Origin of the sequence: Pseudomonas sp., from assembly GCF_037994325.1 — a bacterium.
Taxonomy (GTDB): Bacteria; Pseudomonadota; Gammaproteobacteria; order Pseudomonadales; family Pseudomonadaceae; genus Aquipseudomonas.
In genome coordinates, this window is the sequence record NZ_JBBNAH010000107.1 from 1 (window position 1) to 15,516 (window position 15,516).

A 15,516-nucleotide genomic window follows, 5' to 3' on the forward strand; every position below is an offset into this window, starting at 1 on the left:
TTCCCGCCGACCACCAACCACCACAACACGCTGTTTGGCGGCACCGCATTGGCGTGGATGGACGAAGTGTCGTTTATCGCCGCCACGCGTTTTTGCCGGTTGCCGCTGGTGACCGTTTCATCCGATCGCATTGACTTCAAACACCCGATCCCGGCTGGCTCGATCGTGGAGTTGGTAGGGCGCGTGGTGAAAGTGGGCAACACCAGCCTCAAAGTTGAGGTCGAGGTGTTTGTTGAAAGCATGTACAGCGATGGTCGCGAGAAGGCGATCACCGGGTTGTTCAGCTTTGTTGCCATCGACGACGACAAGCACCCGGTGCCGGTATTGCCTACGGTCTGAGGCTGATGCGCAGCGACGCCTGGGAAAGGTCAATGTCCTGCAGCGTTACGCTGCCCATGCTTTGTCCCGCACCAGCCCCGGCTACCCGCACATTGTCGAAACGCAGCTCGCCTATGGAGCTGGGCAAGCGCACGTTCACACTGCCGTCGGCGTTGACCACTGAGGTCAGTTTGCTGGTGTCGTAGCGCACATCTTTCAGTGAGGTTTCGGCTTCCAGGCTGCTGAGTACGGGCATCACCAGCTTGGCCAGTTTGCCCGCCGTACCCAGGCCGTCGCCGCTTTCTGCCTGTAAAAACAAACCCTGCAGCACATCGTCCAGCCCTTGCGCGCTGACGTTGCTCATCTCCGAATCATTCAAAGGCTGGAGCGTGCGGCTAAGGCTGCTGGGTGCGGGGCGATGTAAATCCGCACTGGCCATTTGAAACGGGCTAAGCAACGCGGCAACCAAGGTGGCGGCAACACGCAGGTTGCTTTGCTTTTTCAGCGCCTTGCTCAGTTGGCGATCGCTGACCAGCCCCAGCTCGATAAGGATTTCCCCTAATCGTTTGTGGCTGCTGGCTTGTAACTGGATGGCATGAGCCAGTTGGTCGGCGCTGATCAGTCCTTTGTTCAGCAGTATTTGACCGAGGCGGGAGTTCTGTTGAGTGGCCATGGTGGGTGTCCGGCAGGCAGTAGTGGCGTGTTGAAATCATGGTCGTCAGATGGCGGCCTGTCACCCACCCAAAGATAGGGTGACGGCATCATTCTCACGCCAGCCGTCGGCTCTGAATTTGCTTCGGTAAACCTGTGACGACGAGCGTGGCTGTGAAAGACTAGCCGCCTTCCACGCCAGGTAACGCCTATTTATGCCGGTTCTTGATCACCCGCTTATCGACCAGTTTCTCGATGCCCTGTGGATGGAAAAGGGGTTGTCTGAACACTCGCGTTCGGCCTATCGCAGCGATCTCGCGCATTTCAATGGCTGGCTGCAGGAGCGTGGCTTGAACCTGTCGGATATCGGCCGTGATGTGTTGCTCGATCACCTGGCCTGGCGCCTGGAGCAGAAGTACGTTGCCCGTTCCACTGCGCGCTTTCTCTCGGCGGTGCGCGGTTTTTATCGTTATTTGCTGCGGGAAAACCTCATCGCCACCGACCCTACGCTACAGGTAGAAATGCCCCAGCTTGGCCGGCCGCTGCCCAAAAGCCTGTCCGAAGCCGACGTCGAGGCCCTGTTAGCGGCACCGGAAGTCGCCGATGCCATTGGCCTGCGCGACCGCGCCATGCTGGAAGTGCTGTATGCCTGTGGCTTGCGGGTAACCGAGCTGATCAGTCTGACCTTGGAGCAGGTCAACCTGCGTCAGGGCGTACTGCGGGTCTTCGGTAAGGGCAGCAAGGAGCGTCTGGTGCCCATGGGCGAAGAGGCCATTGCCTGGATTGAACGCTATATGCGTCAGGCGCGCGGCGAGCTGCTCGGTGGCCAGCCAAGCGATGTGTTGTTCCCCAGTTCGCGCGGCGACCAGATGACTCGCCAGACCTTCTGGCACCGCATCAAACACCACGCCAAAGTCGCCGGCATCAGCAAGGCCTTGTCGCCGCATACCCTGCGCCACGCCTTTGCTACCCATTTGCTTAACCATGGCGCCGATTTGCGTGTGGTGCAGATGCTGCTCGGCCACAGCGATTTATCCACCACGCAGATCTACACCCATATCGCCCGCGCCCGTTTGCAAGAGCTGCACGCCCGTCATCATCCCCGCGGCTGACATCCACCTGTCTGCCTACGTCATCCGACCCGCTGCAATCGGCCTGGGCCGGGCTTGTATGGTAGGCTTCGCCCTCGCTGTTTTGCCGCGTTTGCCAGGAGTATCCAATGCGCGTCACCCGAATTATTGCTGCTGCCCTAATTGCCTTGAGCAGCTGCGTGGCTATGGCCGATGAAGCCGACCAAGCCATTCGCAAGACCCTCGAAACCCTGCAGATGGATACGCCCATCGAACGTATCGCCGCCAGCCCCTTAAACGGCCTGTACGAAGTCCGTATGCAAGGCGGGCGGGTGATCTATGCCAGCGCTGATGGCAAATATGTGATGCAGGGCTATCTGTTCGACGTGAACGGCGGCAAGCCGATCAACCTCACCGAGAAAGCTGAAAGCGAAGGCATCGCCAAAACCATCAACGCCATTCCCACCAGCGAAATGGTCATCTACCCGGCGGTGGGCGAAGCCAAATCCCATATCACCGTGTTTACCGACACCACCTGCCCCTACTGCCACAAGCTGCATGCCGAAGTGGCTGAGCTGAACCGTCGCGGTATTGAAGTGCGCTACCTGGCCTTCCCGCGTCAGGGCCCAGGCTCTGAAGGTGACATGCAGTTGCAAGCCGTGTGGTGCTCGAAAGACCGCCGCAAAGCCATGGACCAGATGGTTGAAGGCAAAGAAATCAAAGCCGCCAAGTGCGAAAACCCGGTGCACCAGCAATTCGCCCTGGGCCAGGCCATTGGTGTGAATGGCACGCCAGCCATCATCTTGGCTGACGGCAAGTTGATTCCGGGTTACCAGCCAGCGCCGCAAGTCGCCGCGTTGGCGCTGAAAGCCAAGTAGGCTGTGCTGCGCGCACCGTGGCGATATCGGGGCGCACGTATTGGTGCGCATAGCACACCCTACGGATCGCCGCGCTGTTTGGGCCTCGCGGCCTGATTGACTAATACTGAGCCGCTTCGTAAGGTGCGGCTCTTTTATATTTACGGCCCACGCTAAGTGGGCCGTTTCACGCAGTAAGTTCTGGGGAGTTCAGGGTGAAACCGGTCAAAGTAGGCATCTGTGGGCTGGGTACCGTCGGTGGCGGTACGTTCAATGTGCTCAAGCGCAACGCCGAGGAAATTGCCCGGCGCGCAGGGCGTGGCATCGAAGTGGCGCAGATTGCGCTGCGTTCGCAGAACCCTCAGTGCGACATTACCGGTATTGCTACCACCAACGATGTGTTCGCGGTGGCCACTAACCCAGAAATCGACATCGTCATCGAGCTGATCGGCGGCTACACCATCGCCCATGAGCTGGTGCTCAAAGCCATCGAAAACGGCAAGCACGTGGTTACCGCTAACAAGGCGCTGATTGCTGTGCACGGCAATGAAATTTTCGCCAAGGCCCGCGAGAAGGGCGTGATCGTTGCGTTTGAAGCCGCTGTTGCTGGCGGCATCCCGGTGATCAAAGCCATCCGTGAAGGCCTGGCGGCCAACCGTATCAACTGGCTGGCCGGCATCATCAACGGCACTGGCAACTTTATCCTCAGCGAAATGCGCGAGAAGGGTCGTACCTTTGCCGACGTGTTGGCTGAAGCCCAAGCCCTGGGTTACGCCGAAGCGGACCCCACCTTTGACGTTGAAGGCATCGATGCTGCCCACAAGCTGACCATCCTGGCTTCCATTGCCTTTGGTATTCCGCTGCAGTTCGACAAGGCCTACACCGAGGGCATCACTAAACTCACCACCGCTGACGTCAACTACGCCGAAGCGCTGGGCTATCGCATCAAGCACTTGGGCGTGGCGCGCAGCACCGCCGCTGGCATCGAGCTGCGTGTGCACCCAACGCTGATTCCGGCCGACCGCCTGATTGCTAACGTCAATGGCGTGATGAACGCCGTGATGGTCAACGGTGACGCTGCCGGCAGCACCCTGTTCTACGGCGCTGGCGCCGGCATGGAGCCGACCGCTTCGTCGGTGATTGCCGACCTGGTGGACGTGGTACGTGCCCTGACCACCGACCCGGAAAACCGCGTACCACACCTGGCCTTCCAGCCGGACGCGCTGTCGACCCACCCCATTCTGCCGATCGAGGCCTGCGAAAGCGCTTACTACCTGCGCATTCAGGCCAAAGATCACCCGGGCGTATTGGCTCAGGTGGCGACCATCCTGTCCGAGCGTGGCATCAATATCGAATCGATCATGCAGCAGGAGGTCGAAGAGCAAGACGGCCTGGTGCCGATGATTCTGGTCACTCACCGCGTAGTGGAACAACGCATGAACGACGCCATCGCCGCCCTTGAGGCGCTAGACGATGTAGCGGGCAGTGTCGTGCGTATCCGCGTTGAGCAATTGAGCTGAGGACTATTTCATGCGTTACATCAGTACCCGCGGCCAAGCGCCTGCGCTGAATTTCGAAGACGTGCTGCTGGCCGGTTTGGCCAGCGACGGCGGCCTGTATGTGCCGGAAAACCTGCCGCGTTTTACCCAGGAAGAAATTGCCTCTTGGGCCGGCCTGCCGTATCACGAACTGGCCTTCCGCGTGATGCGCCCGTTTGTCACCGGCAGCATTCCAGATGCCGACTTTAAAAAGATTCTCGAAGAAACCTACGGCGTGTTCGCCCACAACGCTGTAGCGCCGCTGCGTCAGCTGAATGGCAACGAGTGGGTGCTCGAGCTGTTCCACGGCCCGACCCTGGCCTTTAAAGACTTCGCCCTGCAACTGCTCGGTCGCTTGCTCGACTATGTATTGGCCAAGCGCAACGAGCGCGTAGTCATCATCGGCGCCACCTCGGGCGACACAGGTTCGGCCGCCATCGAAGGCTGCAAGGCCTGCGATAACGTCGATATTTTTATCCTGCACCCGAACAACCGCGTCTCGGAAGTGCAGCGTCGGCAGATGACCACCATCCTCGGCGACAACATCCACAACATCGCCGTGGAAGGTAACTTCGACGACTGCCAGGAAATGGTCAAAGACAGCTTTGCCGACCAGAGCTTCCTTAAAGGCACGCGCCTGGTGGCAGTGAACTCGATCAACTGGGCGCGGATCATGGCCCAGATTGTTTACTACTTTCACGCAGCTCTGCAGCTCGGCGGCCCGGCGCGCTCCATCGCGTTCTCGGTGCCGACCGGCAACTTCGGCGATATTTTCGCCGGCTACCTGGCGCGCAATATGGGCCTGCCGATCAGCCAACTGATCGTCGCCACCAACCGCAACGACATCCTGCACCGCTTTATGAGCGGCAATCAGTACGTCAAAGACACCCTGCACCCAACGTTGTCGCCGTCGATGGACATCATGGTGTCGTCCAACTTCGAGCGCCTGCTGTTTGACCTGCACGGTCGTAACGGCGCGGCTATCTCTGATCTGATGGCCACCTTCAAAAAAGGCGGCGGCTTTAGCGTTGATCAAGACCGTTGGACCGAAGCGCGCAAGCTGTTCGACTCCCTGGCTGTGACCGACGAAGAAACCTGCGAAACCATCGCCCAGGTGTTCGCCGAAAACGGCGAGTTGCTTGACCCGCACACCGCCATTGGGGTTAAAGCCGCGCGCGAATGCCGCCGTAGCTTGAGCACCCCGATGGTGATTCTGGGCACCGCGCACCCGGTGAAATTCCCCGAAGCGGTGGAAAAAGCCGGCGTCGGCAAAGGCCCGATCTTGCCGCCGCACTTGCAGGATTTGTTTGACCGGCCGGAGCGTTGCACCGTGCTGCCAAACGACATCAAAGCGATGCAGGCGTTTGTCAGCGAGCATGGCAATCGCGGCAAGCCGTTGTAAGCAAAACGGTAATGAAAAAGGCCAGCCCACGTTGTGGTGCTGGCCTTTTTTATGGAGGCGCAGAAAGCGTTTTGGCTGTGGATCACTGGATTCCCGCCTGCGCGTGGAATGACGCACGTTGTAGGGGTACATCCGTCATCCCCGCGAAGGCGGGGATCCAGGGGGGCCAGACGCATATCCTGCGGGGCGATAGCGGTGGTTACTCTTTGAAGAACCCTTTCGCCGCCTTCAAATACGCCTTACGCGTATCGCCATCCAGCCACTGTGCATACAAATCCACCACTTCGCCCTCGCGCAAGCGCCGCACGCTGGCGTTGATGGCTTTGATTGCCTGCAAGCCTTCCGGGGTTTTCGAACAGGTGACGTAGGCCAGTTGGTAGGTGGGTACGCCCTTTACCGGATAGAAATTCAGCGCCTCCAGCGTTACCCCAGCGTTTTCGCTTTGGTAACGCAGTTCCGGCCAGTAGCCGAGCACCACGCTCAGGCGTTGGTGTTGTTGCATCCGTAGCAGGCTGAGGGTGGCATCGGTGCCGTGGTGCACGACGATGGTGCCTGGCTTGGCGCGCGCCAGCTCGGTGTCGATGACCTTGCCGTAACTGCGCTCCACCAGGGTACCGAGGTTATAGCGGCCGTCGGCGATAAACGCGGCCAAGTCGAACTCACCTTTTTGGATAAAGGGCGCGAGCTTTTCTTCGTCGACTTTTCGTACCACCACACCATTGGTAAGAATGCCCAAGGTGGGAATGGAGAAGTACATCATCTGCTCGCGCTCTTTGCTCCACAGCAGCCCGGAATCGCAGGTCAGTACGCCGCTGCTGAGAATCTGGTTGGCGCGGGCGCGGTTGGCCACGCTGACGACGTGCTCGTATTGCGGCAGGTCGGCTTGCAGCAAGGCCAGCATGCGGTCGGCGATACCTTTGCCCTTGAGCGGACCCTCGAGAATGGTGAACGGCGGCATGTCGCGGATGGTCCAGATCAGCCGTGGTTTGCTTTCTGCGTGGGCGCAAAAAGTCCACATGGCGCAGGCGGCCAGAAGGAAAAGACGTTTGAAAAAAGGCAAAGCAGGCATGGAAAAAAACTCCAGGAACGCCAGGAGTACAGCGAGAAAAAGTGTAGGCGTCTGACGCGCCCTGACTCAGTCGGCGCACGATATAGGCTGCGGCCTGCGCCAGTCCAGAACGGATGCACAATTGCTATCACCCGTGTCTGGCCTTTGGTGCGCACAGCACACCCTACGGGCAAATGCCCGCACCGAGCGCTCTAAATCGCACCGCTTTTTTTCAATGCAGCGACCTGTTCGGCGCTATAACCCAAGCCCGCCAGCACCTGGTGGGTATGCTCGCCCAGCTCTGGCCCCACCCACTCCGCGCTGCCTGGCGTTTCCGAGAGTTTGGGCACAATGCCGGGCATCTTGAACGCCTTGCCATCGGGCAGCTTGGCGCTAAGAAACATCTCCCGGGCCAGGTATTGCGGGTCGCTAAACATATCTTCGGCGGAAAAAATCCGGCTGGCGGGCACGTCGGCGGCGTTTAGCGTTGCTAGCACAGCCTCCAGCGGCAATGAGCCCACCCAGCGGTCGATCACGCCATACAACTCATCGCGGCGCAGGTCGCGGCCATCGTTGCTGGCCAGGGTCGCGTCTTCGGCCAAATCCTGGCGGCCAATGGCGAGCATAAAGCGCCTAAAGATCGCATCGCCGTTGGCGCCGATCTGCACGTGCTTGCCATCGCTGCTGGTATGGATGGAGGAGGGCGTGATGCCCGGCATAATGTTGCCGGTGCGTTCACGGATAAAGCCGAAGACATCGAACTCCGGCACCATGCTTTCCATCATGGCGAAAATGGCTTCGTACAGCGCCACGTCCACCACCTGGCCCTGACCACCGTTGACCTCACGGTGGCGCAGCGCCATCAGCGCGCCAATTACGCCCCACAGCGCGGCAATCGAGTCGCCGATGGAAATGCCCGTGCGTACCGGCGGACGGTCTTCAAAGCCGGTGATATAACGCAGGCCGCCCATGGATTCACCTACCGCGCCAAAGCCAGGTTGGTCCTTCATGGGCCCGCTCTGGCCAAAGCCTGAGAGGCGGACCATGACCAATTTCGGATTGAGCGCGTGCAAGGCTTCCCAGCCAAAACCCAACTTTTCCAACACACCGGGGCGAAAGTTCTCGATCAGAATGTCCGCTTCGCCGAGCAGCTTGCGCAGCACCTCGCGGCCCTCTTCATGCTTGAGATTGAGCGTTAGCGACTGCTTATTGCGCGCCTGTACAAACCACCACAGCGAGGTGCCCTCATACAGCTTGCGCCACTTGCGCAGCGGATCGCCGCCGTCCGGTGACTCCACCTTGACCACCTCGGCGCCAAATTCCGCGCAGATGCGCGAGGCGAAAGGCCCGGCAATCAGGGTGCCGAGTTCAATGACTTTGACCCCGGCGAGGGGTTTGCTGGCAAGGCTCATAGCTGGGTATCCGTCGGCAGACAATGGCCGCGACTCTAACCCGCTGCACGCGCTTACGGTAGACTTGCCGCCTTTCCTTATCAGAAGCCGAACCATGGCCCAGCCTTCTACGACCTACAAAGTCGACCTCAACCTCACCGACCTGGACCGGGGCGTCTACGCCACCTCGCGTTTGACCATCGCCCGTCACCCCTCGGAAACTGAAGAACGCATGACCGTGCGTTTACTCGCCTATGCCCTGTGGTACAGCGAAGAGCTGAGCTTTGGCCGTGGCCTGTCGGATGTCGATGAACCGGCGTTGTGGGAAAAGAGTCTGGATGGCCGTGTACTGCACTGGATTGAAGTTGGTCAGCCAGATGCCGAGCGCCTGACCTGGTGCTCACGCCGCACCGAACGCACCAGCCTGCTGGCCTATGGCAGCTTGCGGGTGTGGCAAACCAAGGTAGTCGATGCGGCGAAAATGCTGAAAAACGTCAATATCGCCGCTGTGCCGCAAGAGGCGCTGGAAAACCTCGCCAAAGACATGCCGCGCAGCATTACCTGGGCTGTGATGATTAGCGAAGGCACTATTTTTGTGACCGATGACCGTGGTCAGCATGAAGTGCAGTTGGAGTGGTTGATGGGGGATCGGGGGGAGTAAACCTGCTCTACAACCACACACTGATCAGTTCCCTCTGTCTGCTAGTGGTCGCCCGGATAGGGGAGAGGGTTTTGAGATTTGTGTTTGCCGCGGCCCTCTCCCCCAGCCCCTCTCCCGCAAGCGGGCGAGGGGAGTTAAACCGTACACGATCAGTTCCCTCTGCCCGCTCGCGGGAGAGGGTTAGGGAGAGGGTTTTAAGATTTGTGTTTGACGCAGCCCTGACCTCCAGCCCCTCTCCCATAAGCCGGCGAGGGAAGCCTATTTCCGCCAGTCCCAGAGTTATATAGAACCGCCCATGCGCATCGAAGCCCGCCCGCTCCCCGACACCCTGCCAGACCTCGGCGACCTGCCGCCCTTGCTCACTCGGCTCTATGCCGCCCGTGGCGTGCAGTCGGCGGCGGAGTTGGATAAGGGCTTGGCGCGGTTGATCCCTTATCAGCAATTGATGGGCATTGAGGCGGCAGTCGATTTGTTGGTGGTCGCTTTGGAGCAACGCCAGCGCATTCTGATCGTGGGCGATTTCGATGCCGACGGCGCTACCGCTAGCACCGTCGGTGTATTGGGCCTGCGCTCGCTGGGCGCTGCCCATGTCGATTACCTGGTGCCCAACCGCTTTGAATACGGCTATGGCCTGACCCCGGAAATTGTCGCCGTCGCCCTGGAGCGCAAACCGCAGCTGCTGCTGACTGTGGATAACGGTATCTCCAGCGTCGAAGGCGTGGCCGCAGCCAAGGCGGCAGGGCTCAGTGTGTTGGTCACCGACCACCACTTGCCCGGCGCCGAGCTGCCGGCGGCAGATGCCATTGTTAACCCCAACCAGCATGGCTGCACCTTTCCGAGCAAGGCGCTGGCCGGTGTCGGGGTGATTTTCTATGTGCTGCTGGCACTGCGTGCGCGGTTGCGCGAGAACGGTTGGTTTGCCCGCAGCCACCTGAAAGAACCCAACCTGGCTGAGTTGCTCGATTTGGTCGCGTTGGGCAGCGTGGCCGACGTCGTGCCGTTGGATGCCAATAACCGCATCCTCGTCCATCAAGGGTTGGCGCGCATCCGTGCCGGGCGTGCGCGCCCTGGCTTGCGCGCGGTGCTGGAGGTGGCCGGGCGCGCCGCTGAGCGCATCACCTCCACCGACCTCGGCTTTATCCTCGGCCCTCGCTTGAACGCGGCCGGACGGTTGGACGATATGAGCCTGGGTATCGAATGCCTGCTCTGTGAAGACGAAGCCACCGCGCGCGATATGGCGGTGCAACTGGATCAACTGAATCAGGACCGCAAAACCATTGAGCAGGGCATGCAGCGTGAAGCGCTGGCGCAGCTTAAAGACTTGCCGCTGGAGTCCATGCCGTTCGGTCTGTGCCTGTTTGAACCGGACTGGCACCAGGGCGTAATCGGCATCCTCGCCTCACGCATGAAAGAGCGTTACCACCGGCCCACCATCGCTTTTGCCGATGCCGGCGAGGGACTGATGAAGGGCTCGGCGCGCTCGGTGCCGGGCTTTCATATCCGTGATGCGCTGGACGCGGTGGCCGCCACGCACCCGGGCTTGATCAGCAAGTTCGGTGGCCATGCCATGGCGGCGGGGTTGTCGCTACCGCAGGAGAACTTTGCTGACTTTGCGGCGGCCTTTGACGCCGAAGTACGCCGCCAATTGCAGGAGGACGACCTCACCGGCCGCCTGCTGTCTGACGGTGCGCTGGCCGTGGAAGAGTTTCACCTGGAACTGGCCCGCGCGCTGCGCAATGCCGGGCCGTGGGGCCAACACTTCCCCGAGCCGCTGTTCCATGGTGTCTTCCAACTGGTGCAGCAGCGGGTAGTGGGCGAGCGGCATTTAAAAGTGGTGCTTAAAAGCGAATGCGGTGCGGTGCAGCTGGATGGCATCGCTTTTGGTATCGACCGCGACGTATGGCCCAACCCCACCGTGCGTTGGGTGGAGTTGGCGTACAAGTTGGACGTTAACGAATACCGCGGCCAGGAAACCGTGCAATTGATGATTGCCCATATGGCGGCGCGTTAGGCGTTAGTCCTCGCTGCCTATAAACACCTCTGCGGCTGATGGCCCCGTCGCACAGAACAGAGAATCCATAGGCACACTTCTACGTTTGCGCTCGCTTCTTGCTGCCCAGTCGCTGTCGCAGGCCTTTGCGCAGGTGCCGCTGCTCATTGCCGCAAAGGCCTGCAGGCTAAGTCGGGGCACCATGTTTTCCAAGCTGGCCACATGATTGGTCATCTGGCTGCTTGGTACGAGGTAGTTGGCGTTGCGAAGCATGCCTTGAGGGAAGAGCAGCTGCTGACCAGTCGGATCCATAACCGCTAGCCCCCCATGGTAAATATTGCGAGGGTCAACGTGGTGCGTAAGCACTTGGCTGATTGGCACTGCCGTGGCATTGCTTAAAAAGCGGCTAACCAGCGCTGCGTCTGTGGGGGTATAGCCGTGACTGTTGTTGAGGCCGGCCTGCCGCACTTGGTTGAAAATATCGAGAACACTGTAATAGCTGCTGTCGGTGTGAACGGCGTAAATCCATACGCCTACAACACTGCTACCGGGCTGCTGCGCAACCCGCCGCCTTCGCAACTGGCTCAGGGCAAAGCTCTGCACAAGCTGCTCATTGCTGCTGGTGCTTAACCATGCTGAGCGTTGCTCGGCATCGTCGGCCTCACAGGCGCCGCCGGAAAGAAGCGCAAGCAAACTGAGCACAGTGCCATCGGTAGTAAACCCGTTTTGGAAGACATCCGAAGGCGGTCGCGTATCAACCAGGTAAACCCAGTTGGCAGGTTGCGCGGCAAGCTGAACGCTGCTGAGCAGCGCTAACGCACCTACGTTGATGATCAGCAACAATTTGGCGATGGCGCGGGGAAACAAAGGCATCGGTAACCTCACTGGGCCTTACAGCTCGACCACTCCATCTGTTGGAGTGCATCGAGACTGATGGTGGCGCAGTGAGCAGTGGCTACCTAGCAGCTGCTTCCCAGAGGGGCGGCGCTTTGGGTGTAGCAGTGTTGCGGAAATAGTCCGCGTATACGGGTGCGGGCGGCAAAACCCTAGCGTTCCGGCTTGCCGTCCAATGGTTGGACGTGGGCGAGTTCTTCTTCATCTAGCCCATAGCCTTCGCCGATCTCGTCTTCATCGACAATGCTTAAATCCCAATCGGCGGCGGTTTTGCCGCCCGGCTCATTGGCCGAGCGTGCACCGCTTTCATCAATCAGGTTTTCCGGGCTGAGGTCGTCCAGGCTGACGCCGTCTTCGTTGTCGCCTTCACCTAGGGTAGAGCCACCGGTTTGGCCGGCTTCGCGCACGCGTTTATCAGGGTATTGGCGGGCAATTTCTGCGGGGGATTTGAGGTCGCCTACCTGGCCGCGGCGTTCGTCTTTGCGCTCATCAAAATCCAACGGTTCGATGGACCCCATGCGGTCTTGCATGTCGTCGATTTCTTGCGGGACGTAACGTTTTTGCGTGCTCATTTTCCGGTCCTCGGTTAGCTGTGACTAAGCGGTGGACTCAGGGGGAGCGTACTTGGTTCAGGCCTTTCGACCGGGGGTAGGCCTAGCGCAGTGACAGCATGGCGGCTTTTTTGTAGAACATTGCCGAGTCGGCTTTGGACATCAGCTCGTCAAGCTGCTCGCCGGCCTGTGGATAAATCGCCACCCCCAGGCTGGCGGTGACGCAGAGTTCGCGGCCGTTCCATAGCAACGGCTGGGCGATGGCGTGGGAAATCTGCTCGGTCAGGCGGTAGATATCGTCGGCGTCGTGCACCCCATCGAGCAGCACAACGAATTCATCGCCGCCCATGCGCGCGGCCATATCGGCTTCACGGATATTGGCGCTGATGGCTTGGGCCGCGTGCACCAGAATCGCGTCGCCGGCCTGGTGGCCGTATGAGTCGTTGATCTCCTTGAATTTATTCAGGTCCAGGTAACACAGGGCCAAGCGTTCATCGTTGCGCTTGGCGGTCAGCAGTTTCTGCGTGGCGTAGGGAATAAAACTGTTGCGGTTGGGCAGGCCGGTCAGGCTGTCGTGAAAGGCCAGGGCGCGCACTTCCTCTTCGGCCACGATGCGTCGCTGAATCTCGCGCTGCAAACGGCGTTGGCTGGAGAGCAAAATCAGCACCACCACCAAAATGGCGGCGCAGCCCAGGCTGATCAGCATAATGATGGTGCGCAGGCGTTCCACCAGTTGCGGTGGGTTGGGGTCGTAAATAAAGCCGTCGAGGCGGCCCATGCTCGGCACCATCTGTTGTTCTTTAAACGCTTCGGCCATGCGCAGCCATCGGCCGGGGTTCATATGGCCGATGTCCACCAGTTCAGGCAGGATCAGCCCGCGCATGGCCTGGGCTTCAAACTGCAGATGCTCGCGGGTTTTCTGCACGTGGTACTTGTTGAGCAGCAGGTCGATGATTTCGTCCGGGTGCTCCATGGCGTAGCGCCAGCCGCGCAGGGTGGCGCGGCGAAAGGCGGCCACACGCATGGGGTTGTCGTTTACCTCGGCTTCGGTGGTGAACAGGATGTCGCTGTAGAAGTCGATGCCGTACGTGGCTGGCGACAGCACGCGGTAGTCCACACCTTTTTGCTGCAGGTAGTACGGCTCGTTAGTCAGGTACGAGTTGAACGCCTGCACCTTGCCGCTCACCAGGTCGTCGATCTCGTAACTGCTGGGTTGCAGATCAAGGGTGGTGGGGTCGATGCCCTCGCGGCTAAACATGGTCAGAAAATCCGCATCGGTTTGCGCGTTCATCAACATCACGCGCTTGCCCACCAGGTCGTGCACGGTCTGAATGCCAGCGTCGCTGCGCGCCAACAACACCGAGGGCGAGTGTTGAAAGATTGCCGCCAATGCCACCAGCGGCTTGCCATTTAAGCGCTCAAACAGCAATTCGCTGTTGGATTCACCATACAACGCCCGCCCGGCCAGCACTTCCTCGACGGGCGTGCGGCCCGGTGCACCTTCATGCAGACGCACCTCAAAGCCTTCCTCGCGGTAGTAACCCTTGGCGATGGCGGCGTAATAACCGGCGAATTGGAATTGGTGTTTCCAGCGCAATTGGAAGTCGATGGTTTGTAAATGGCCGGGCGGGGGCAGCACGGCCGCCACGCTGCGTTCACCTGCGAGCAACGGCAATAGCAGGGCGAACAACCACAGGCGTCGCTGGGGTGTGCGTCGCGGGGCAAGGAACCGGTCTTGGCACGAGATCGAGTGCGGCATGGCAACTTCCGTGAGCAGCGGTCACAGCCCGTTGCTGGCGAGCTGTGGGTGCCTTGGACGCATCATGCCTTTAGTTCTACAAGCCGCGCAATCGCAGGCGTGTAGCGATTTAGATGCAGTCGGATTGTCCGACAGAGAGCGAGTTTTAGGGTGTGCCCGGCGGTTGCCGGGCACGAACGGGTTACTTATTCAACTTCCAAGCATCCCCAGCCGGCGCTGTACCGTGTTCATAGGGTTTGCGCGCGACCATATAGACCACGCCCAAACCAATGACGATGGCGGTGGACAACGGCATGCCGTAGTTCACGTACCAAGCGGCATCCGGCGAGCGTGGCCAGGCCATATTGATGATCGCCAGCACGCCATACACCAGCGCGCCAATATTCACCAACATGCCCCAACCGCCGAGGGTAAACGCACCGCTGGGTTTCCAGCCGCGCAGGCGGGCAAACAACGCACCGCTGACGATCATCTGAAAAGCCAGGTAAATGCCGATGGCAGCAAAGCTGACGATGGTGGCGATGGCGTCTTGCAGTACAAAGCCCAAGCAGATCACTACCGCCGGCAGCACACCGCATACCAGCAGCGCGCTGGTCGGCACATGGGTAGTCGGCGACAGTTTTTTCAGCAGGCTGCTGCCGATGATCATCTCGTCACGGGCATAGGAGTACAGCAGACGGCTGGCGGCCGCTTGCAGGCTCAATACGCAGGACACGAACGAGACCATCACCACCGCCATCACCACTTTTGAGCCGGTGGCACCGAAGGCGTTGTTGAGGATGGTCGTTACCGGGTCTTTGTCGGTGCCGTTGATCACCGCGCTCATATCCGGCACGGCCAGAATCAGCGCCAGGCAGGCGAACATCGCCGCCACACCACCGACGTAGATGGTCATGCGCATGGCCTTGGGAATGCTTTTGCTGGGGTTCGGGGTTTCTTCGGCGACATCGCCGCAGGCCTCGAAGCCGTAGTAAAGGAACATGCCCGCCAACGACGCGGTGAGGAAGGCCGGCAGGTAGGAGCCGTCGATGCTGATATCAAAGGTGTTAAACAGCACGCTGAACGACTGATGACGCTCGAAAATCAGCAGGTAGATACCCACCACCAAGGCGCCCAATAGCTCGCAGATAAAGCCGAACATAGCGATACGCGCCAACACTTTGGTGCCGCTGAGGTTGACCACCGTAGCGATCAACGTCAGCACCAACGCGATGCCGATATTGGTGTTGTTACTCGGTTCAAAACCCAGCATGGCGGCCATATACGGGCCCGCACCCACGGCCACGGCGGCGATGGTGACCACCAGCGCCCAGGCATACACCCAACCGACCATCCACGCCCAGCGCTTGCCCACCAGACGCCGTGCCCATGGGTAAACCCCACCGG

14 protein-coding genes are annotated in these 15,516 nt (G+C 60.0%); 7 read left to right on the forward strand and 7 right to left on the reverse strand.

Annotation, left to right across the window (positions count from 1 at the left end; genetic code table 11):
- Nucleotides 1-339: acyl-CoA thioesterase (locus AAAB16_RS03405; RefSeq protein WP_340662068.1), on the forward strand; the 339-nt coding region annotated here is incomplete at its 5' end.
- Here AAAB16_RS03405 and AAAB16_RS03410 read toward each other — a convergent pair.
- Nucleotides 329-991 (reverse strand): hypothetical protein, encoded by a 663-nt coding sequence (locus tag AAAB16_RS03410; RefSeq protein WP_340662069.1) that lies wholly within the window; start codon nucleotides 989-991, stop codon nucleotides 329-331. The two genes, AAAB16_RS03405 and AAAB16_RS03410, sit on opposite strands and share 11 nt — an antisense overlap.
- A gap of 193 nt (nucleotides 992-1,184) precedes the next feature.
- Between AAAB16_RS03410 and xerD the strand changes: the two genes are divergently transcribed.
- The 4 genes from xerD to thrC all read left to right on the forward strand — a co-directional run bounded on the left by xerD (nucleotide 1,185) and on the right by thrC (nucleotide 5,836).
- Nucleotides 1,185-2,081 (forward strand): site-specific tyrosine recombinase XerD, encoded by an 897-nt coding sequence (gene xerD, locus AAAB16_RS03415; protein WP_340662070.1) that lies wholly within the window; start codon nucleotides 1,185-1,187, stop codon nucleotides 2,079-2,081.
- Between the two features lie 107 nt (nucleotides 2,082-2,188).
- Nucleotides 2,189-2,917 carry a bifunctional protein-disulfide isomerase/oxidoreductase DsbC gene (gene dsbC, locus AAAB16_RS03420; protein WP_340662071.1) on the forward strand — a complete coding sequence of 243 codons (729 nt, stop codon included), beginning with the start codon at nucleotides 2,189-2,191 and terminating at the stop codon, nucleotides 2,915-2,917.
- A gap of 194 nt (nucleotides 2,918-3,111) precedes the next feature.
- On the forward strand, nucleotides 3,112-4,416 hold the full coding sequence (locus AAAB16_RS03425; RefSeq protein WP_340662072.1) for a homoserine dehydrogenase: 1,305 nt from the start codon (nucleotides 3,112-3,114) through the stop codon (nucleotides 4,414-4,416).
- Between the two features lie 10 nt (nucleotides 4,417-4,426).
- A complete protein-coding gene (thrC, locus tag AAAB16_RS03430) occupies nucleotides 4,427-5,836 on the forward strand; it encodes a threonine synthase (RefSeq protein ID WP_340662073.1) in 1,410 nt (469 codons plus the stop codon).
- Between the two features lie 199 nt (nucleotides 5,837-6,035).
- Here thrC and AAAB16_RS03435 read toward each other — a convergent pair whose 3' ends face one another.
- A complete protein-coding gene (locus AAAB16_RS03435) occupies nucleotides 6,036-6,905 on the reverse strand; it encodes a TIGR02285 family protein (RefSeq protein ID WP_340662074.1) in 870 nt (289 codons plus the stop codon).
- A gap of 191 nt (nucleotides 6,906-7,096) precedes the next feature.
- Nucleotides 7,097-8,296, reverse strand: a complete 1,200-nt coding sequence (locus tag AAAB16_RS03440; RefSeq protein ID WP_340662075.1) for a CaiB/BaiF CoA-transferase family protein — start codon at nucleotides 8,294-8,296, stop codon at nucleotides 7,097-7,099.
- 94 nt (nucleotides 8,297-8,390) lie between these two features.
- On the opposite strand from AAAB16_RS03440, the gene AAAB16_RS03445 reads away from it, so the two are divergent.
- Together AAAB16_RS03445 and recJ are read left to right on the forward strand one after the other, a co-directional pair.
- The gene (locus AAAB16_RS03445) at nucleotides 8,391-8,936 is read left to right on the forward strand and encodes a YaeQ family protein (protein WP_340662076.1); all 546 of its coding nucleotides are present in this window, start codon (nucleotides 8,391-8,393) and stop codon (nucleotides 8,934-8,936) included.
- A gap of 295 nt (nucleotides 8,937-9,231) precedes the next feature.
- Entirely contained in the window at nucleotides 9,232-10,947 is a 1,716-nt protein-coding gene (gene recJ / locus AAAB16_RS03450; protein ID WP_340662077.1) for a single-stranded-DNA-specific exonuclease RecJ, read from the forward strand.
- Nucleotides 10,948-10,950: 3 nt separating this feature from the next.
- On the opposite strand, the gene AAAB16_RS03455 is transcribed toward recJ, so the two are convergent.
- From AAAB16_RS03455 to AAAB16_RS03470, 4 genes are all read right to left on the reverse strand, one after another.
- The gene (locus AAAB16_RS03455; RefSeq protein ID WP_340662078.1) at nucleotides 10,951-11,793 is read right to left on the reverse strand and encodes a hypothetical protein; all 843 of its coding nucleotides are present in this window, start codon (nucleotides 11,791-11,793) and stop codon (nucleotides 10,951-10,953) included.
- A gap of 179 nt (nucleotides 11,794-11,972) precedes the next feature.
- Complete coding sequence (locus tag AAAB16_RS03460) at nucleotides 11,973-12,392, reverse strand: phosphotransferase system, HPr-related protein (protein ID WP_340662079.1); 420 nt, start codon at nucleotides 12,390-12,392, stop codon at nucleotides 11,973-11,975.
- An 82-nt stretch (nucleotides 12,393-12,474) separates the two neighbouring features.
- Entirely contained in the window at nucleotides 12,475-14,130 is a 1,656-nt protein-coding gene (locus tag AAAB16_RS03465) for an ABC transporter substrate-binding protein (protein WP_340662080.1), read from the reverse strand.
- A 181-nt stretch (nucleotides 14,131-14,311) separates the two neighbouring features.
- The coding region (locus AAAB16_RS03470; RefSeq protein WP_340662081.1) for an amino acid permease at nucleotides 14,312-15,516 on the reverse strand (1,205 nt) is incomplete at its 5' end.